Origin of the sequence: Mesorhizobium sp. M1B.F.Ca.ET.045.04.1.1, assembly GCF_003952465.1 — a bacterium.
In the GTDB taxonomy this organism is placed as follows: domain Bacteria; phylum Pseudomonadota; class Alphaproteobacteria; order Rhizobiales; family Rhizobiaceae; genus Mesorhizobium; species Mesorhizobium shonense.
In genome coordinates this window covers 5,906,272-5,924,747 of record NZ_CP034448.1, presented here as the reverse complement: position 1 = coordinate 5,924,747, position 18,476 = coordinate 5,906,272, and the positions used below count along the sequence as shown (strand labels likewise).

The 18,476-nt window shown below is 64.4% G+C and carries 15 protein-coding genes; 7 read left to right on the top strand and 8 right to left on the bottom strand.

The window, feature by feature from the left end; all coding sequences use genetic code 11:
• Positions 1-14: 14 nt before the first annotated feature.
• Positions 15-209 carry a hypothetical protein gene (locus EJ071_RS29445; protein ID WP_126100991.1) on the bottom strand — a complete coding sequence of 65 codons (195 nt, stop codon included), beginning with the start codon at positions 207-209 and terminating at the stop codon, positions 15-17.
• A gap of 136 nt (positions 210-345) precedes the next feature.
• Positions 346-1,593, bottom strand: coding sequence for a cytochrome-c peroxidase (locus EJ071_RS29440; RefSeq protein ID WP_126100990.1), 1,248 nt, complete (start codon positions 1,591-1,593; stop codon positions 346-348).
• Positions 1,594-1,824: 231 nt separating this feature from the next.
• On the opposite strand from EJ071_RS29440, the gene EJ071_RS29435 reads away from it, so the two are divergent.
• The 4 genes from EJ071_RS29435 to EJ071_RS29420 all read left to right on the top strand — a co-directional run bounded on the left by EJ071_RS29435 (position 1,825) and on the right by EJ071_RS29420 (position 5,548).
• A complete protein-coding gene (locus EJ071_RS29435; protein WP_126100989.1) occupies positions 1,825-2,247 on the top strand; it encodes an OsmC family protein in 423 nt (140 codons plus the stop codon).
• A gap of 10 nt (positions 2,248-2,257) precedes the next feature.
• Entirely contained in the window at positions 2,258-2,785 is a 528-nt protein-coding gene (locus EJ071_RS29430; RefSeq protein ID WP_126100988.1) for a hypothetical protein, read from the top strand.
• A 132-nt stretch (positions 2,786-2,917) separates the two neighbouring features.
• Positions 2,918-3,661 carry a 2OG-Fe(II) oxygenase gene (locus tag EJ071_RS29425; protein WP_126100987.1) on the top strand — a complete coding sequence of 248 codons (744 nt, stop codon included), beginning with the start codon at positions 2,918-2,920 and terminating at the stop codon, positions 3,659-3,661.
• Between the two features lie 264 nt (positions 3,662-3,925).
• Positions 3,926-5,548, top strand: a complete 1,623-nt coding sequence (locus EJ071_RS29420; RefSeq protein ID WP_126100986.1) for an ABC-F family ATP-binding cassette domain-containing protein — start codon at positions 3,926-3,928, stop codon at positions 5,546-5,548.
• Between the two features lie 255 nt (positions 5,549-5,803).
• On the opposite strand, the gene htpG is transcribed toward EJ071_RS29420, so the two are convergent.
• Entirely contained in the window at positions 5,804-7,693 is a 1,890-nt protein-coding gene (gene htpG, locus EJ071_RS29415; RefSeq protein ID WP_126100985.1) for a molecular chaperone HtpG, read from the bottom strand.
• Positions 7,694-8,098: 405 nt separating this feature from the next.
• On the opposite strand from htpG, the gene EJ071_RS29410 reads away from it, so the two are divergent.
• A complete protein-coding gene (locus EJ071_RS29410; protein ID WP_126100984.1) occupies positions 8,099-9,517 on the top strand; it encodes a hypothetical protein in 1,419 nt (472 codons plus the stop codon).
• 104 nt (positions 9,518-9,621) lie between these two features.
• Here EJ071_RS29410 and EJ071_RS29405 read toward each other — a convergent pair whose 3' ends face one another.
• Positions 9,622-11,160 carry a winged helix-turn-helix domain-containing tetratricopeptide repeat protein gene (locus tag EJ071_RS29405; RefSeq protein ID WP_189521278.1) on the bottom strand — a complete coding sequence of 513 codons (1,539 nt, stop codon included), beginning with the start codon at positions 11,158-11,160 and terminating at the stop codon, positions 9,622-9,624.
• Positions 11,161-11,273: 113 nt separating this feature from the next.
• Here EJ071_RS29405 and EJ071_RS29400 point away from each other — a divergent pair, with 113 nt between their 5' ends.
• Complete coding sequence (locus tag EJ071_RS29400) at positions 11,274-11,462, top strand: hypothetical protein (protein ID WP_126100982.1); 189 nt, start codon at positions 11,274-11,276, stop codon at positions 11,460-11,462.
• 190 nt (positions 11,463-11,652) lie between these two features.
• On the opposite strand, the gene EJ071_RS29395 is transcribed toward EJ071_RS29400, so the two are convergent.
• From EJ071_RS29395 to EJ071_RS29385, 3 genes are all read right to left on the bottom strand, one after another.
• Positions 11,653-12,474 (bottom strand): class II aldolase/adducin family protein, encoded by an 822-nt coding sequence (locus EJ071_RS29395; RefSeq protein WP_126100981.1) that lies wholly within the window; start codon positions 12,472-12,474, stop codon positions 11,653-11,655.
• 159 nt (positions 12,475-12,633) lie between these two features.
• Positions 12,634-13,527: a hypothetical protein gene (locus EJ071_RS29390; RefSeq protein WP_126100980.1), complete on the bottom strand. Its 894-nt coding sequence runs from the start codon at positions 13,525-13,527 to the stop codon at positions 12,634-12,636.
• Between the two features lie 249 nt (positions 13,528-13,776).
• The gene (locus tag EJ071_RS29385) at positions 13,777-15,435 is read right to left on the bottom strand and encodes an acyl-CoA synthetase (protein WP_126100979.1); all 1,659 of its coding nucleotides are present in this window, start codon (positions 15,433-15,435) and stop codon (positions 13,777-13,779) included.
• 451 nt (positions 15,436-15,886) lie between these two features.
• On the opposite strand from EJ071_RS29385, the gene EJ071_RS29380 reads away from it, so the two are divergent.
• Positions 15,887-17,440 (top strand): serine hydrolase, encoded by a 1,554-nt coding sequence (locus EJ071_RS29380; RefSeq protein ID WP_126100978.1) that lies wholly within the window; start codon positions 15,887-15,889, stop codon positions 17,438-17,440.
• Here EJ071_RS29380 and EJ071_RS29375 read toward each other — a convergent pair.
• The gene (locus tag EJ071_RS29375) at positions 17,437-18,372 is read right to left on the bottom strand and encodes a hypothetical protein (protein ID WP_126100977.1); all 936 of its coding nucleotides are present in this window, start codon (positions 18,370-18,372) and stop codon (positions 17,437-17,439) included. The two genes, EJ071_RS29380 and EJ071_RS29375, sit on opposite strands and share 4 nt — an antisense overlap.
• Positions 18,373-18,476: the final 104 nt, after the last annotated feature.

Below are 18,476 nucleotides of genomic sequence, written 5' to 3'. Positions count from 1 at the left end.
GTCCGGGATCCACCTTACTGGCCTTGACGAGATGCCAGCACATTGATTTTCCGGCATCCCGCTTCATCATTGGCCGCGGCCGCGAGCCGCAGGGCGTCATGCGACGTCAGGCCAATGAGTACGCGGCCGCCAAATTCGGCGGGCCCCTCATTGGCCGTATCAAACACCGTCCAACTGTCGGTCGGATCCCGTAACGCGACGAATCTCATCCGAGACTCCATCCATGAAGAGCCTCTAATATAGAAGGCGTTTCATGGCGCTCCTATGATCTAGCCCACATACGCTTTTGTCCGATTCGGTACCGGACGGCAAATCCGCACCATGCGCTTGGGCAACGCAGCGCCGTCACTGCCCCGCCTGGTCGGCGTCGGTCAGCGTGCCGAGGAAGGCGACGATGTCGTCGATCTCAGCGTCGGTCAGCGCCGGCCGGTCGCCGGGTCTCTTGCCGTTGAAGGGCGGGTCGGTGTTGAGGTTTCCCCAGTAAGCTTTTGGCAGGTCGTCGAATTTGTTGACGGTGCCGTCGGCATTTTTCGGATACCAGCGGCCTGGGTCGCTGTCGCGGCTGGCGTAGAAGGCGACCGCCTCGCGCAGCGTGTGGAAATAGCCGTTGTGGAAGAAGCTCTTGCGCAGCGCCACGTTGCGCAGCGTCGGCGTCTTGAACAGGCCGCAATATTCAGCCCGGCCCTTGAAGTCGGCGCGCAGCGGGCCGCACAGGCCGAGATCGAAATAGTTGGGATCGGCATTTGCCGGGATCGCCGGGTTGCGCGGCACGGCAATGGCGATCAATCCGAAATCGGTGAACTGCGGCGGCTCGCCGTCGTTCGCCGGTTCGCTCAAATGGCAGCTTGCGCAATTGCCCTTGTTCTCGTCTTCGAACAGCGCGCGGCCGTGCAGCTCCTGCGCGGTCAAGGTCGCCTTGCCGGCGAGGAAGGCGTCGTAGCGGCTGGAATAGGGATAGAAATCGGCGCTGCTCTGCTCGAAGGTGCCGAGCGCTTCCACCGCCGCGTCGAAGGCCTCGGACGGATGCTCGAACACGTCCGCGCCGAAGGCCGCCTTGAAGGCATCGGCATAGGGCGCCTTGCGCAAAGCGGCGACCACGGCCCCTTCATCCTTGTTGCCCATCTCGAAGGGCGAGAGCAGCGGGATCCTCGCCTGGTCCTTGCCGTGGTCGGCGCGTCCGTCCCAGGTCAGTCCGCCGGTCGGGCCGTTGTCGACGCTCTCGTCGCCCTCGTCCTCGGAATCATAGAAATGCTCGGTGAAGGCGGGCGCCGCCTGCAGGTAGCGCAGCGACGGCACGGCGCGCAGGCCCGGCTGGTCGAGGCTCGGCCCGCCCATCTCGCCCGGCGCGGCCGATGCCGGGCCGAAGGCATGGTTGGGGTCGTGGCAGGACGAGCAGGCCTGCCTGCCCGACGCCGACAGCGACGGATCGAAAAACATTTTTCGCCCGAGCGCCGTCAGTGCCTCGGCGCGCGCGAAGGCTTCCGCGCGAGACATCGGACCCGGGCGGGTACTGCCCGCCGGCAGGCTGTCGGCCGGCCACAAGGTGATGGTGGAGGCAAGCGTCGCGACCGCGGCGGATTTCCATCGTGTCATGACGCTCAATCCCGTTTGCCGTTGGCGCAGGCGCGCATTGCCACGGATTGTTGACTGGCCGAACCAAATTGCCAAGCTGGAACACGGCTTGTCCGAACGCTTCGCGGACTTTTGCCATCACAAGAGGAAAGCGGGAGCCTGCGCCGGCGATGAACGGCAGCGCCCTCGGCGATTGCCGAGATGAATTCCCGTCCGCTATCTATGGCCATCAGATCGGACGAAGGACATTCGATGAGCGAGCTAAGGATCAGAACGCGTGCGACCGGCGCTTTGGCCGTCCTGCCGCCGGGAGGCCTGCCGGCGGTGACGACGCCGACCGGCGGCACGGTCGACGTCGTGACTTCGGTGAGCGCGCCGGGCTTCAACCCGCTCGACCTGCTCTATGCCTCCTTGGCCGCCTGCATGGTGCTCAGTGCCCGGATCGCGGCAACCCGCCTCGGCGTCGCCGACCGGCTTGGCGAGGTGAGGGCGGAGGTCAGCGGCGAAAAGGCGAATGACGAGCCGTCGCGGGTCGAAAAATTCAACATCAGGCTGGAGATCGCCGGCGATCTCGATGCGGCCACCAGGCAGCGCATCGTCGGGGATGCCGAAAATATCTGCACCGTCTCCAACACGCTGCGCTGCGCGCCAGCACTTCACGCGACGCTGGGGTGAGGGGCATCCCATGGCGCATCTCTCCCCGATCGACTACGCGACGGCTTCGGCTGAAATCCGCGCCGAGCATGACCGGGAACTCGCCTTGCGCGGCCGTATGACCAACATGAAGCGCATCCTGCTCAATTCGCCGGCGGCGCACCGCATCTACGCCGAATGGTTCACTTTGCGTGATCTTCTCAGACCCACGCTCGACGACCGCGCAATCTGGCTGTTCTCGAAGGCGATCTCCGAGACAATGCGCGCCGAAATACCGGTCACCTTCTTCCGCCGGGCGCTGATCGATTCCGGCCTCGACCCCGAAACGATCGTGCCCACAGCCGACGAGGCGCTGCTGATCGGCTTCGGCAAGGCCGTCGGGGCCGGCGCCAATGCCGTTCCGGACGAGATTTGGACGGCACTCAAGGCGCGCTATGACCAGACGCTGCTCGTCAACGTCACCGCCTTCGCCGGCATCATGGTCGCGACGTGTGTGTTCACCAATGCGGTGAAGGTGGAGCTTGATCCGGAGCTGGAGAGGTATCGCAGAAAAGGCTGAGGTCGCGATCCCTTCGCCCCCCTCTGTCCTGCCGACATTCCGGCGATCCAGTTCTCCACCTCCGCAGGAATCGGGTGGCTCCGTTCCCACATGCGCCCCATCTTCTGAACAAGCAAGCGATGGAGCCAAACCATGACCATCCACTCCCTCAACACCAAGCGCGCAAGCCGCTCCGCCGAAGCCCGCGTCGCAGCGCAAGACTGGCGCGCTCTTGTCTCCGAGCTCAGCGCCCATGGCTCAGCCGTCGTGCCGGGCCTGCTGTCGCCCGAGGAATGCGCCGGGATCGCCGCGCTTTATCCGCGCGAGGAGCATTTCCGCAGCCATGTGGTGATGGCCCGCCATGGCTTCGGCAAGGGCGAGTACCGCTATTTCCGCTATCCGCTGCCGGATCTGATCGAGGGCCTGCGCACCGCGCTCTATCCGCATCTCGCGAGCGTCGCCAACGACTGGAACGAGAAGATGGGCGTGGCGCAGCGCTATCCCGCCGACCATGCCGCTTTCCTCAAGCGCTGCCACGACGAGGGCCAGACCAAGCCGACGCCGCTGCTCTTGCAATACGGCCCCGGCGACTTCAACTGCCTGCATCAGGACCTCTACGGCGCGCTCGCCTTTCCGCTGCAGGTGGCGATCCTGCTATCCGGACCCGGCGAGGATTTTACCGGCGGCGAATTCGTGCTCACGGAACAGCGCCCGCGCATGCAGAGCCGCGCCGAAGTGGTGCCGCTGAGAAAAGGCGACGCGGTGATCTTCGCAGTCCACAACCGCCCGGTCGAGGGTTCGCGCGGTTATTATCGCGTCAACCTGCGCCACGGCGTCAGCCGCCTGCGCTCAGGGCGGCGGCATACGGTGGGCATCATTTTCCACGACGCGAAGTAGGGCGCAGCTGATCTCCCCCCTCGAGGGGGAGATGTCGCCAAAGGCGACAGAGGGGGTCGCCTCGCGTGAAGCGCCGACGCCTTCCGCGACGAAAGAGGAGGTCGGCACTCTATGTGAGACGACCCCCTCTGTCCTGCCGGACATCTCCCCCTCAAGGGGGGAGATCACCTCATCTGCGGCGTTTGCGCTCTTCCCTCCGCGGCTTCCTTCGCGTACACGCCCGGGCAAATCCCGCCACCTCAGCGCATTTACCCGGACCGCCCCATGATCCGTCTCGAAAGCATCGGCAAGCAAAACGGCCGACAGATCGTCTTCATCGAAGCCTCGGCCGCCTTGCTGAAAGGCGAGAAGATCGGGCTTGTCGGCCCGAACGGCGCCGGCAAGACGACGCTGTTCCGCATGATCATCGGGCAGGAGCAGCCTGACGAGGGTCAAGTCTCGGTCGATCGCGGCGTCACCATCGGCTATTTCAGCCAGGATGTCGGCGACATGGGAGGAATGAGTGCGGTGGCGGAAGTGATGGAAGGCGCTGGGCCGGTGAGCGCGGTGGCCGCCGAAATGCGCGAGCTCGAGCACGCCATGGGCGATCCCGATCGCGCCGACGAGATGGATCAAATCATCGAGCGCTACGGCGAATTGCAGCACCGCTTCGAGGAACTCGACGGCTATGCGCTGGACGGCCGCGCGCGGGAAGTGCTGGACGGTTTGGGTTTCAGCCAAGAGATGATGGACGGCGACGTCGCAAAACTCTCCGGCGGCTGGAAGATGCGCGTCGCGCTGGCCCGCATCCTCCTGATGCGGCCGGATGTCATGCTGCTCGACGAGCCGAGCAACCATCTCGACCTCGAAAGCCTGATCTGGCTGGAGAAATTCCTGAAGGATTACGACGGCGCGCTGCTGATGACCTCGCACGACCGCGAGTTCATGAACCGCATCGTCTCCAAGGTCATCGAGATCGACGCCGGCGCGCTCACCTCCTATTCCGGCAATTACGAGTTCTACCAGGAGCAGCGGGCGCTGGCCGACAAGCAGCTGCAGGCGCAGTTCGAGCGCCAGCAGGCGATGCTGGCCAAGGAGATCGCCTTCATCGAGCGTTTTAAGGCGCGCGCTTCTCACGCTGCCCAGGTGCAGAGCCGGGTGAAGAAGCTCGACAAGATCGACCGCGTCGAGCCGCCGAAGCGCCGCCAGACGGTCGCCTTCGAGTTCCAGCCGGCGCCGCGCTGCGGCGAGGACGTGGCGACGCTGAAGAATATTCACAAGAGCTATGGCAGCCGCTCGATCTATTCGGGCCTCGATTTCCAGATCCGCCGCCGCGAACGCTGGTGCGTGATGGGCGTCAACGGCGCCGGCAAGTCGACGCTTTTGAAGCTGGTCGCCGGCGCCTCAGAGCCGGACGAGGGGACCGTGGCGCGCGGCCCGAGCGTCAAGATGGGTTATTTCGCCCAGCACGCCATGGAACTCTTGGAGGGCGAGCGCACCGTCTTCCAGACGCTGGAGGATAATTTCCCGCAGGCCGGCCAGGCGCCGCTGCGCGCTTTGGCCGGCTGCTTCGGCTTCTCCGGCGACGAGATCGAGAAGAAGTGCCGCGTGCTCTCAGGCGGCGAGAAGGCCAGGCTGGTGATGGCGCTGATGCTGTTCGATCCGCCCAACCTCCTGGTGCTCGACGAGCCGACCAACCACCTCGACATGGCGACCAAGCAAATGCTGATCGAGGCGCTGGCGCAATATGAGGGCACCATGCTCTTCGTCTCGCACGACCGCCATTTCCTGGCGGCACTTTCGAACCGCGTCCTGGAGCTCACCCCCGACGGCATCCACACCTATGGCGGCGGCTATACGGAATATGTCGCGAGGACCGGGCAGGAGGCGCCGGGGCTGAGGGGGTAGGGGCGGCTTAGAAGTGAGGCGGCCTCTGCTGTGGGCCGACACCCTCCGGTCGTCATCCTCGGGCTTGACCCGAGGATCCATGCCGTGACCTCTGCCGAAGAGTGCAGCGGCGCAGAATTCTGTAACCGTTGCAACGCTTTAGCGTCACGGCATGGATCCTAGGGTCTTCGCGCGTCGCTTTGCTCCTTGCTACGCCCTAGGATGACGAAGGCAAGGGGCTGTGCGTCTCTCTACTGGCTATCGCCAGCGCGCTTATCACCCCTTCGCCAACCCGCGCTCGATCAGCCGGGCAAGCCGCGCCGAAAACGCCCTGGCGTCGGCTGGCTTGTCGCCGTCGAGCACGCGCGCCTCGTCGTAAAGCAGATGCGCGGCATCTTCCTTGAACGCCTTTTCGTCGTCGCCGAGCTTCGCCAGCGCCGCCACGCGCTCATGGCGCGGGTTGATCTCGAGGATCGGCTTCGCCGCCTTGTCGAGACGGCCGGCGGCGTTGAGCAGACGCTCGAACTGGCGGTCGGGGCCATGCTCGGGCGCGACCAGGCAGACGGCGCTCTCGGTCAGGCGGTCGGAGGCTTTCACGTCCGAGACCTCGTCTCCGAGCGTTGATTTCACGAAGGCGAGGAAGTCGTCGATCTCCGGCGTCGCCGTTGTTTCCGGCTTAGCCGCAGTGTCGAGCAGCGGGATCTCCGAAAGGTCGGCCGCGCCCTGCGTCACCGACTTGAACGGCTTGCCGTCGAATTCCGGCGCCATCGTCGTCCAGAAACTGTCGACCGGGTCGGTCAGGAGCAGTACCTCGATGCCGCGCGCCCGAAATCCTTCGAGCTGCGGCGAGGCTTCGAGCCGGGCGCGGTCGTCGCCGGCCATGAAGAAGATCGCCTTCTGCCCGTCCTTCATCGCCGCGATATAGTCGGCAAGGCTGCGCAGGGTTTCGCCGGAAGCGGTCGAGCGGAAGCGGGCGAGCTTCAAAAGCTGCTCGCGCCGCTCGTAATCCTCATAGAGGCCTTCCTTGAGCACGACGCCGAAATTCTCCCAGATCCTGGCGTAGGCCTCGGCATCGTTGTCGGCTAACTTGGCGAGGTCGCCGAGCACGCGGTTGGTCACGCCCTTGCGGATCGCGGCTAGCAGCGGGCTCTCCTGGATCATCTCGCGCGAGACGTTGAGCGGCAGGTCGGCGGAATCGACCAGGCCGCGCACGAAGCGCAGGTAGCGCGGCAGGACATCGGCGTCGTCGGTGATGAAGACGCGCCGCACATAGAGCTTCATGCGCCCCTTGCGGTCCTGGTCGAAGAGATCGAAGGGGCGCGATCCGGGCACGAAGGCAAGCACGCTGTATTCCTGCCGGCCTTCGGCGCGGAAGTGGATCGTAGCGGCCGGCTCGTCATACTGGCCGGCGACGCTGCGGTAGAAGTCGGTGTATTCCTCGGGCTTGATCTCGCTCTTTTGCCGCACCCACAGCGCCGTGCCGTCGGCGATGTCGCGCGGCTCTGCGCCAGGCTTTTCGACCAGCGCGATCGGCACCGGCACATGGCCAGACTGCGACTTTGCCAGTCCCTCCAGCCGGTAAGGCGTGGTGTAGGAGGTCGCGTCCTCCATCAGATGTAGCACGACGCGCGTGCCGCGCTTCGGCGAGGCGGCAAGCGGCACCGGCGCGATCTCGTAGGTGCCCTTGCCGTCGGACGACCAGCGCCAGGCTTCCTCGCTGCCGGCCTGGCGGCTGATGACGTCGACATGATCGGCCACCATGAAGGCGGAGTAGAAGCCGACACCGAACTGGCCGATGAGCTGCGAATCTTCCGTTGCCTTGCCGGCCTCGACGCGTTCGATGAAGGCGCGCGTGCCGGAGCGGGCGATGGTGCCCAGTGCTTCTGCCATCTCGTCGCGTCCCATGCCGATGCCGTTGTCCTCGACGCTGAGTTGCTTGTTATCGGGATCGGCTGAAATGGTGATGCGCGGCTTTGCGTCCTCGCCCAGCAATTCGGGGCGGGTGATCGCCTCGAAACGCAGCTTCTCGCAAGCATCCGCGGCGTTGGAGATCAACTCGCGCAGGAAGACGTCCCGGTCCGAATAGACCGAATGCACCATCATGTGCAGCAGCCGCGAGACGTCTGCCTCGAATGTCCTTGTTTCCGTCGTCTTCGTATCCGTCATCTGAACTTTCCCACGTCTCTGCTCCCCCCGTCGCGCCAGGCGCGTTCAGGCTTCCATCCTTCGATAATTTTCAATTGTGCCGGCGGCGCCCGGCTGGGACCGCCCTCGGCACGACAATATCGTGACGAGACGCGAAGGCAACAAGAGGTTGGTTGCGGCGGGTGAAGGGCCGCCGCTTTCTTGCTTACCCAATCGCTATCGGTTTGAGGGCGCTCGCGAGGTCAAAAAGGCACTTGCCGCGCTTGGCAGAGGTGACGCTGGCGGAACGTCGCGCAAGCCTCTGGAAACCCGCGATAACCTTAATTTCTTCCTTCTTTTGGTCAGGCTTCCCGAGCGGCACGTAAAGGGATAAATTAGTAATTCGTTAAGTAATACGGCGGGTGTGAGCGTAAGAGGTGTGCCGTTATGAATTTCAAATCCCTGATCAAGCGGGCCGAGGACGTAGACAAGGAATTTCAGGAGCTCCAATCGGATCTGGCGGAGGCTTTCGAGGAATGTCTTGCGGCTGACGAACAGACGTCCCTGGAGGACGATGCGCCCGCCGAGGTGGCGGCAAGCGGCGAGGATCCGCCACAGGGAGCCCAACCCGATCCGGCCCCATCGCGACTGACGCCGCACACCCAGACGCGGCTGGCCGCCCTGGAAGCCGTCGCCGGGCTTTTCCGCGACGGACAGGGCCATCTCGAGGAGATCGAGACGAGGCTGGCCGAGATTGCCACCGCGCACCAGATGACGCGCGATATCCTGAATGTTCTGCATCGCGATGCGCTGCGCGCCAATGAGCTGGAGCTCGCGAACGCGGCTCTGAGCGCCGAACACAAGACCATGTCGGAACAACTGCTCGATGCCGCCAGGAAGCAGCGCGAGCGCGACGGAGCGGCAGAGGCCTGGCAACAGCGCGAGGCGAGCCTTGTCCAGGACCGGGAGTCGCTGCGCGAGGCGCTTGCGGCGGTGCGGCTCGAGATGGTCGAGATGGGCAATGAGAGCGCCAGGCGCGAGGCGGAGTTCGGCGAGATCGTCAAGACGCTGACGGCCAAGACCGTCGAGGCCGACAGGCGCGCCGCCGAGAACAAGCTGCTGCGCGAAAAGCAGGTCGGCCTCTCGGTCGACCTGGAGCAGGCGCAAAAGCGCGAGGCGGAAGCCCGGCACAAGTTCGACGAGTTCTCGGCGACCCACGCCAACGAAACCGCGCATATCGCCGAACTGCTGGCCCAACTCGGCAGCCACGAGAAGGAGGAGGCCCGGCTGCAGAAGTCGCTGGAGACGACGCAGACCAGGCTTGCCGAAACAGCCGAGGCGGCCCGCATCGCCGAAAGCGACGGCGCGGCCGAGTTGGCGCGGAGCCAGGCGGAGCTGCGTGGCCTGCGCTCCGAGATCCAGGAGCTGCAATCGCGGCTGGAGCAGGCCTCGAACGACAAGACCGAAGCCTTTGCCGAGACGACAAGGCTCAAGGCGCAGTTGAACGATGCCGTGACCGAGCGGCAGATCGCGGAGGAAAGGCTTGCCGTTCTCAGGAACGAGAGCGAAGTCGACAAGAAGAACCTGTCGGTGGCCAGCACCAACCTCTCGCAGCTTTCGCTGCAGCAGGCGTCCGAGCAGATCCAGCTCGATATCCAGAAACAGGAATGCGAGGACCTGCGCGCCGAGATCGTGGCGCTCAATGCCCGCATCCAGGAGCTGCTGCCTTACGAGCGGCTGCACAGGGTGACGGATGCGAGATCGCGCAAGGACGTCGCGCCCGTGACCAACGGGATCATCGCGGAGGCCGCGCGCCCGACCGCGCGGCGCAACAGCCGACGCAACATGCGCGCCAACGCAGGCTAGGCAATTGGCGGAGAATGTGGAGGGGTTTCCGCTCGGATCCCGTAAAAGCTAAGAGTTGGAGCGGCTGAGCGGTTTCACCGAGCCGCTCCAAACACTTGACCAGATCAGTCGAGTCCGGCGACCCGCAGCCCCTCGATATAGCGCGCCCGATCTTTTTGGTTGACGATCGGGTGGTACTTTTCGACCCACTCAACGGATACGGAAGGATGCAGGCGCCTTACTTGGGCCAGCGCCTCGGTTGCGGCGTCGCGGTCGCCCGCCATGCCTGCCGAGGCCGCGAATGTCCGCCAGGCCATCCCGAAATTCGGCCTAAGATCCACCGCCCGCCGCTCGAACTCGGCTGCCTCGGCATAGCGTCCGGCCATGAAGTGGCAGAGCCCGGTGACGGAAAGGCTGCCGGCTTGGGTGAAATCGCGTGGGCTGAGCCGGTCAGCCAGCGCCACATGGTGCAGGCCATCGTCCGGCATGCCCGCATAAGCATAGGTCGATCCAAGGATCAGATGCGCATAGGCGAGGCTTGGATTGAGAAAGATCGCCTCAGACAAGGCTTTCACGGCCTGCTCGAAACGGCGCGAGCCCATATGCACAAAGCCGATGGCGAAGTGCGTCCAGGGGTCTTGCGGGTCGCTGCGGATGGCCCGTTGCGCCATATCGTGGGCCGTCGGTAAGGCCGCTTCGGCATCGGCCAGTCCAAGCATAGCCTTTGCGGCCAAGGCCCAAGCAAGCAGACAGTTAGCGCGCGGATAATTGGGGTCGATATCGATGGCCTTCTTGAGCAACCGCTCGGCGATTTCGAAATCCGGCAAAGAGGCCCAAGTCCAGACATAGGGCATCGCCTTCATCACGAACCCCCAGGCGTCGAGATTCCCGGGCGACCGGATCTGGAAACGCTCCTGTTCGGCCACGTAGAGCCTGGGTTCGATGGCGCCAATCACACTTTCGGCGATCTCATCCTGCAGCGCGAAGAAATCTGCGATCTCGGCATCGTAGCGTTCGGCCCAGATCTGGCGGCCATTGTCGGCGTCGCTCACCCTGGCGTTGATGCGTAGCCGCTGCCCCGAGCGCCGCACGCTTCCTTCGAGCACATAGCGCACACCGAGTTCGCGGCCGATCTGCTTTACGTCGACCGGTTTGCCGCCGTAGGTGAAGGATGAGTTGCGGGCCGAGACAAAGAGCCAGCGCAGCCGCGCAAGCCGGGTGATGATGTCTTCCGCGAGGCCATCGCCGAAATATTGCTGTTCGGCGTCGTCACTCAAATTGGCAAAGGGCAGCACGGCAATCGAGGGACCGGCCTCGGCGCCGTCCGATGGAGCCGCGGCAGTGTCGAGGCAATCCACCATGCCACCGAAACGATAGCCGATCCGGGGGATGGTCGCGATCCACTCCGCGTCGTCAGGTCCAGGCCCAAGCAGCTTGCGGAGCAACGCAATCTGGACTGAGAGATTGCTTTCCTCGACCACCGCGTGCGGCCATGCCGCGTCCATCAGTTCCGCCTTGGACAGCACTTCCCCCGGCCGTTTCACGAGCGCCGTCAAGAGCAGCACGCCACGATAGCCGACGGGAACGGGCATGCCTTGCCGGATCAGCGTTCCCGCCTCCGGGTTGAGCTCGAACTGGCCGAAGGCGAACCGCTTCCCCAACATGGCGCAAACTACCATCTTTTTGGAGCTTTTCGGAACTATTCGGCCGTGCGCCGGGGACGACATCGGGCATTCGGCTCATCCTGTCACCGCGTCTAGAGACAGGAGCGCCGAAAATGTCTGCAGTTACTTTGGACCATATCGAATTCGAGACGGAGACCAGCCACGCGGTTCCTGAACGCAGGTCCGGTCCGCGCGAGGAAGAATTCCGCTCCGCTCTCGAACGCTATATGGCAGACTACATCGCCTGCCAGAAGCGCTGCGCTGAAGCCAGGAATGCCCTCTCACGGCGTGAGGACGTTTGATCCGAGCCGCCTGCCTGCCAATGGTCGGGAAAGTTATGGGAAATCGGCCATTTCTTCGCGTCTTCGCGCCTCGGCCCCCAGGCCATATAGCGCGCATGCCCCCTGTGTCGAGTTGGGATGGCGACAGCGAGATTTCATGTGCGAGTGGCGGGGCTGACGACAGCCCCCACCCGGTGTCTACGAACGTGGCCTATTCAAGTAGATCGGGTTGCTGCCTCAGGATGCGATCGCCGAGCGGTTGGCATTGAAACCAGCCGGCCCGAGGCGTGCCATTCACTGCGCGGGCGGCACGGGCATTTTCGGGATCGACCTGCAACGGCGTTCCTACACTTTCGGCGAGGAACTGCCCCTGACAGCACCGCTCCATCGAAATGAACCACCATACGGCCTCGTCGACGGTCTGACCGACTGTGAGCAAACCGTGGTTGCGCAGGATTGCCCCCTTGTGGTCACCGAGGCACTCGGCGATCCGAGCCGCCTCGCTTGCTTCGGTGATCAGCACCCGTGTGTCATCGAAGAACACGTGATCCTCATAGAATGCGCAGGCGTCCTGCGTTATGGGGTCGAGCAATCGACCCACCGCCGACCACGCCTTGCCATAGATTGAGTGAGCGTGCGCGGCTGCGACAACCTCCGGCCGCGCCGTATGGATCTGATGATGGATGGCGAACGCGGCCACATTGACTGGCATCGTGCCCTCTACCACGGAGCCTGCGCTGTCAACCCGGATGAGATCCGAGACAGTGATGTGCGCGAAATGCATCCCGAACGGATTGACCCAGAATGTGTCCGTGAATTCGGGATCACGGGCAGTGATGTGCCCGGCAACGCCTTCGCTGAACCCCAGCGCCGCGAAAATGCGGAAGCCGACAGCCAGCCGCTCCTTTCGGTATTGCCGCTCCTGCTCGAGGTCCTCGAAGCGCGGTGGTCCTAGCCGTTTGAAAAAAGGTTCATAGGCCGCCTGCTTGCTGGCGGCCAAAATCGTTTCGGTGTCACTAGTGACAACGTCCATGGCATCCTCCCTGGGGTTGCACCGTCGGCATGACGGCAGACCTCAGATTGGGGATGGTTCGAGGCAGCGTCTCAAAGACCGCATCAATTGTTCCGAATTCTTCCGAATAGATGCGAAAACTGGTTCACGTCGCGGCCCCACGACGAGGCCGACGAGGACCTACTTGCCGGCCATGTGGTCGGCAAGCTGCTGCGCCTGAGAAAGCAGCGCCGGGAAGGCCGGGTCGCCCGGCAGCCGCTCGCCCATGCAGGCGCGATAGTCGCCATCGCCTTTTTCCCAGGCCGCATTGGCGGAATCATAGGCCTGCTGGTCTTTGAGGTCCGAGCCTTGATAGGCCTCCTGGAATTTCTGGGCGGCCGCGTCAGCCGCGGTCCACAGCGCCTCGCAGGCCGCGATCTTCGGCACGGGCGGTGACGCGGGCGCTTCGGCGATCAGGACGCGATCGCCTTTTACGACCGCAACGACGACCTGCTGGTCGTAGATCGGCCCGACGTCCTGCGTCCAGCCGCCGAGCCGCGCAATCGCCATGTCGGCGCCTTCGGGCTTCTGCAGCGAAAAGTCGAGCGTCTTGACGAAAGCGGCGTCGGCGCCGATCGCCTGGGTGTAGAAGGCATCGAGTTTCAGCGCGTCATCGAGCCCGGTGGGCAGCCTGAGGCTTTCATCGTCCTCGTCGGCCTTGGACTGCAGCCAGCGCCCGGTGAGCCCGCGCGTCGTCGCCACGATGCTCGGGCCCTCGTCGCTCTTGGCGTATCTGAGCCCGTCGAGCATGCCGAAGCCGACATCAGAGGCGCTGAGGCTTTCGAGATTGATCGTGCCGGTTGCCGGAAAATCCTTGACCGCGAGCGGGCCGAGAATGGCTGAGAGCCGTTTTTCGAGATCGGCCAGCGCCTTGGTGTTGGTCGCGTCGAGCGTTTCAACGGGAGCGTTGGCGCTTTCCTGCGCCGCTATGTCGGAAATCGCCTTGTCACGCGCGGCGATGTAGTCGTCCTCTGGCGAGGCCGCGAAAGCCACGCCGCTCGCCAGCGCGAACAGAAGCGTCCAGACCAGGCGCATGATGTAACCTCCCGCTGTCGGTCTCATTCAGAAGACATCGTGCATTTGAAGACAAGATCAGGCCAAAAAAAGACAGCGCCGCGAATCTCCCCCTTGAGGGGGAGATGGCCGCGAAGCGGTCAGAGGGGGTCGCTGCGCGTGGAGCGCCAGCGCATTTGCTCGAGAGAATCGACGTCGGCGATCTATGGGAGACGACCCCCTCTGTCGCCTTTGGCGACATCTCCCCCTCGAGGGGGGAGATCGGCGGTTTCACCCCTTCCGCTTCTCAACCTCCGCTTTCCTCAGCAAGAACCGCTGGATCTTGCCGCTCGGGGTCTTCGGCAGCTCGGCGACGAACTCGACCTCGCGCGGATAGGAATGCGCCGAGAGCCGCTTCTTCACATGCTGGGCGAGTTCCTCCGCCAGCGCTTCGCTGCCTTCGTAAGCGGGGGCCAGCACGACGAAGGCTTTGACGATCTCGGTGCGCTGCGGGTCGGGCACGCCGACCACCGCCGCCTCGTTGACCGCCGGATGCTCGATCAGCGCGCTTTCGACGTCGAACGGGCCGATGCGATAGCCGGCCGAGGTGATGACGTCGTCGGCGCGGCCGATGAAGGAGACCGAGCCGTCCGGCTCGTATTCCACAGTGTCGCCGGTGCGGTAATAGCCGCCCGATATCGCCGGCGTCTCCGCCTGATGGTAGCCGTCGAACCAGCGCAGCGGGGAATTCGCGATATCGACCGCAAGCACGCCGGGCTGGTTGGGTCCGAGCTCGTTGCCGGCCTCGTCCAGCACCACCATGCGGTAGCCGGGCATGGCGAAGCCGGCAGAGCCCGCGCGGACGATATGCGCAAGCCCGTGATGGTTGTTCACCATCATGCCGTTCTCGGTCTGGCCGTAATGGTCGTGGATGGGCGCGGCGAGATGAGCGTCGAACCAGCGGATCACCTCCGGGTTGAGCGGCTCGCCGGCGCTGCTCACCACCCGCAGCTTGCCCTTGACGCGCAGGGCCGCCTCGGGCCCTTCCGCTATCAGCAGGCGATAGGCGGTGGGCGAGCCGGCGAGGCTGGTGACGCCGAGACGCTCTATGATGTCGTAGGTGCTATTGGCGTTGAAGGCGCCTTCGTAGAAGGTGGTGGCGATGCCGAGCTGCAACGGCCCGGTGATGGCGTAGTAGAGCCCATAGGCCCAGCCGGGGTCGGCGATGTTCCAGAAGATGTCGTCGGGCCGAAGCCCGATCGCGTCGCGCATGTAAGCGCCGAAGGCGAGCAGCGCGCGAAGCGGCACCGGCACGCCCTTGGGGTGGCCCGTCGTGCCGGAGGTCGACATCATCATGAAGAGGTCGGAGCCCTTGCGCATCACCGGCTCGCAATCGGGGGAGGCGGCGGCGATTGTTGCGCGGAAATCGATGTCGCCTTCGGGCAAGGTGTCGCCGGCGCCAAGGACGGTGGCAATGCGCGGATGGTTTTCCAGTTCGTCGAGCTTGCCGCGGTTTGCGGGGTTGGTCACCACCAGCTTCGCCTTGCTGTAGCTCAGCCGATGCTCGATCGCCTTCGGGCCGAAGGCGGTGAACAGCGGCTGGTAGACCGCGCCCACGCGCCAGGCGCCGAGGATCAGAGCCACCAGTTCCGGGATGCGCGGCAGCATGCCGGCCACGACGTCGCCGGGACGGACGCCGAGGGCCTTCAGCATGTTGCCGACCCGGCCCGACATGTCGGCAAGATCGTCGAAGGAGAATTCGCGCAGGCCTCCGCCCGCCGAGATCGCGCGCAGTGCCAGCCGGTTCTCGCCCGTATAGCGGCCGCAGCATTCGACATAGGCATTGATGCCGCTCGCCGGATCGCCGTGAAGCCTGGCGATCTCATCCTCGATGCGGAAGCGCCGGACGGCATCCTCATAGCGCGGCAGCGCCGCACGCATTTCGGTCATGGCAATCCTCCCTCGGCCGCACGTCACCTCCCCATAGCGCGGGCTGGGTGGGAGATTGCCTGAAAAGATGGCGCGGGTCGATTGCGGCGAAAGTCGCGAATTTCGCAGACCAGCGATTGTTGCGCTCTACGGCGCCCCCCTCTGTCCTGCCGGACATCTCCCCCACGTGGGGGAGATTGGCAGTTCCAGCGCCGGCTCTTCCTTGCACCGTCGACGATTAGCGAAAGTCGGCGCGACGTCCGATCTCCCCGGGGGAGATGTCCGGCAGGAAAGAGGGGGCGCGAAGGAACGCAAGCTTGTCGCTTCCAGGCCTACCGCAACAAAACCATTCCAATCAGCAAGCTAAAGCCAGTTCCGGAATCAGCATCTGAGCCGCCATCGAGCAAGGCTTGGCCTCGCCGGCACCGGCCTGTACTATCGCGAGGCGAATGCGGAGAGGGGAGGCTTGCGCGTGCGGCTTGATCGGAATCTCTGTCATTTGAGGATCTGGGCCCTTGTCCTGATGGCGCTTTGGCCTCCTGCGACATCCGCAGACCCAATCTCGCCTGAGCGGATGACTGCTGCCCTGTCGAAGCTCGAAGCGCTGGCGCAAGGCGCGGTCGCGGACGGCGCCGTGCCCGGCCTCGCCATCGCAGTCGTTCACGACGACAAAGTTGTCTTCCTGAAGGGCTTCGGCCATCGCGAGGCCGGCAAGCCGGAGACCGTCGACGCCGACACGGTGTTCCAGATCGCTTCCCTCTCCAAGCCGGTCTCCGCAACGGTCGTGGCGGCGCTGGTCAGCGGCCGGGTCGTGTCCTGGGATTCGAAGATCGCCGACCTCGATCCGTCCTTCCGCCTCGCCGACCCCTATCCCACCAGCGAGCTCACCATCCGCGACCTGTTTGCGCATCGCAGCGGGCTTCCGGGCACCGCCGGAGATGATCTCGAGGGCATCGGCTATGACCGCGCCGAGATCCTGCGCCGCCTGCGCTTCGTGCCGCCTTCGTCGAGCTTTCGCGCCGGCTATTCCTACAGCAATTTCGGGCTGACCGAGGGCGCCGTCGCGGCCGCCAGACCGACAGGCAAATCCTGGGAGGAGGTCGCCGAGGAGAAGCTTTACCACCCGCTCGGGATGGCTTCGACCAGCTCGCGCCATGCGGATTTCGTCAAGCACGCCAACCGCGCCGCGCTCCATATCAAGGTCGATGGCGCCTGGGCCGCGAAGATAGAGCGCGATCCGGATGCGCAGGCGCCCGCCGGCGGCGTGAGCTCCACTGCCGGCGATCTGTCGCAATGGGTGCGCCTGGTGCTTGGCGACGGCGTCTATGCCGGCAAGCCGCTGATCGCCGCCGATGCGCTTGCCCAAACGCATGTGCCGCTGATGACACGCGGCAAGAATCCCGTTTCAGGCGGCGAATCCTTTTACGGCCTCGGCTGGAATGTCGAATTCGGCCGGCACGGCCTGAGCTGGGGGCATGCCGGCGCCTTCAGCGTCGGCGCGCGCACGCTGGTGACGATTTTCCCGAAAGAGAAGCTCGGCATCGTCATCCTTGCCAACGCCTTTCCGACCGGGGTGCCGGAGGGGCTGTCCGACAGTTTTGCGGACCTCGTCTTCGACGGCAAGGTCGAGAAGGACTGGATCGAGGCGTGGAACGGAATTTATGCCGGCCTGTTCGGTCCGGCGGTCGAGGCGGCGAAGGCCAGATTTGCCGCGCCGCCGTCACCGACGCGGCCGGCCGCATCGACCAGCGCCTATGCCGGCCGCTACGCCAACGATTTCATCGGCGACGCGGTCGTGTCGGGCGCGGGTGACGGCCTTGTGCTCAAGGTCGGGCCGGCCGGGGCGCGGTCCTATTCGCTGACGCATTTCGACGGCGATCTGTTCCTGACCTACCCCGACGCCGAGACGCCGGACAGGCCGGCGGGCGTGAGCTTTGTCGTCGGTTCCGACGGCAAGGCGTCGGCGATGACCATCGAATTCCTCGACGACAATCATATGGGCACGCTACGGCGCGTGGGGGATTAATGAGCCTGGCCGTAGCGGAGCAGCTTGAAACAATCGCTGCTGCCCGATTTCGACTGCGTCAGCATCGGTTTCGAGCGGTCGATCCATTCCTGCTGTGATTTGGCGTCGGCCTCGATCGCATCGGCCGGTGGAAGCGTCACGAAGCCGCGTCCCTTGCTGAAGAGCCAGCAGGCGCGGCCGAGAAACCGCCTGCTGCGCTGGCGCAGCAGGTCGGCGTCGTAGAGGATATCGAGCACCTCGTGCTTGATCTTCGTTTCCTTGTCCGGCTTGGCGACCGCGGCCTTGACCGGCTCGTCGCCGATCGCATCATGCAGGTCCTTATAGTCGAGGCCGAGCTGCGTCGTGGCGTATTTGATCTCGTTCTCGTCGCGCACGATGTTGAACCACAGCGTCGGATCGAGCTCATTGACGACGAAGGTGGCTTCGATGTCGCGTGACAGGTTCAGGATTTCGAAGTCTCGAACATCGACATCACGTTCGACCAGCAGGATCTTTTCGACCTGCTTGGCAAGCTCGTCTCCCCTGGCGCTGATCGCGGCGTTGCTTCCGCCGTGTTCGGGGTCGACATAGGCGCCGCCCTCGTCCAGAACCTCGTCGAACTCGCCGAGCGTTTCGATGACGGGGGCGCCGCGGGCAACGCGTGCGGCGAGTTTGGCGAGTACCTGCTGCAGCTCGGTCTCGCGCTTGCGCTGATCCTGGTAGTTTTGCTGGAAGAAGAAGATGAACAGCGAGACGCCGATGCCGATCAGGATCACGCCCAGCTGCGAAAAGATGTTGCGGTAATATTCCAGCAGCTTTTCGCGGTGGCGCACGTCGTCGCGCACGCTGTGCGCCACATGAAGATTGACGATCAGCGAAAGGATCAGCAGCCCGGCGCCGACCAGGATGAGCCCGCCGATGAGAAGGTAGCCATGGCCTGCGTTGAAATCCATTCGTGTCGCCCCCGAACCCCTGGACTATTAAGACTAATGGTATTTCGCTCAAATACCTATGGCGTGTGGAGGGGGCTTGGAGCCCACCGTGAATGCTCCGTCAC

What these genes read in the sequence shown, in the direction of transcription:
- EJ071_RS29445 (WP_126100991.1), bottom strand. Translation starts at nt 209, where the DNA reads ATGAGATTCGTCGCGTTACGGGATCCGACCGACAGTTGGACGGTGTTT.
- EJ071_RS29440 (WP_126100990.1), bottom strand. Translation starts at nt 1,593, where the DNA reads ATGACACGATGGAAATCCGCCGCGGTCGCGACGCTTGCCTCCACCATC.
- EJ071_RS29435 (WP_126100989.1), top strand. Translation starts at nt 1,825, where the DNA reads ATGAGCGAGCTAAGGATCAGAACGCGTGCGACCGGCGCTTTGGCCGTC.
- EJ071_RS29430 (WP_126100988.1), top strand. Translation starts at nt 2,258, where the DNA reads ATGGCGCATCTCTCCCCGATCGACTACGCGACGGCTTCGGCTGAAATC.
- EJ071_RS29425 (WP_126100987.1), top strand. Translation starts at nt 2,918, where the DNA reads ATGACCATCCACTCCCTCAACACCAAGCGCGCAAGCCGCTCCGCCGAA.
- EJ071_RS29420 (WP_126100986.1), top strand. Translation starts at nt 3,926, where the DNA reads ATGATCCGTCTCGAAAGCATCGGCAAGCAAAACGGCCGACAGATCGTC.
- htpG (WP_126100985.1), bottom strand. Translation starts at nt 7,693, where the DNA reads ATGACGGATACGAAGACGACGGAAACAAGGACATTCGAGGCAGACGTC.
- EJ071_RS29410 (WP_126100984.1), top strand. Translation starts at nt 8,099, where the DNA reads ATGAATTTCAAATCCCTGATCAAGCGGGCCGAGGACGTAGACAAGGAA.
- EJ071_RS29405 (WP_189521278.1), bottom strand. Translation starts at nt 11,160, where the DNA reads ATGTTGGGGAAGCGGTTCGCCTTCGGCCAGTTCGAGCTCAACCCGGAG.
- EJ071_RS29400 (WP_126100982.1), top strand. Translation starts at nt 11,274, where the DNA reads ATGTCTGCAGTTACTTTGGACCATATCGAATTCGAGACGGAGACCAGC.
- EJ071_RS29395 (WP_126100981.1), bottom strand. Translation starts at nt 12,474, where the DNA reads ATGGACGTTGTCACTAGTGACACCGAAACGATTTTGGCCGCCAGCAAG.
- EJ071_RS29390 (WP_126100980.1), bottom strand. Translation starts at nt 13,527, where the DNA reads ATGCGCCTGGTCTGGACGCTTCTGTTCGCGCTGGCGAGCGGCGTGGCT.
- EJ071_RS29385 (WP_126100979.1), bottom strand. Translation starts at nt 15,435, where the DNA reads ATGACCGAAATGCGTGCGGCGCTGCCGCGCTATGAGGATGCCGTCCGG.
- EJ071_RS29375 (WP_126100977.1), bottom strand. Translation starts at nt 18,372, where the DNA reads ATGGATTTCAACGCAGGCCATGGCTACCTTCTCATCGGCGGGCTCATC.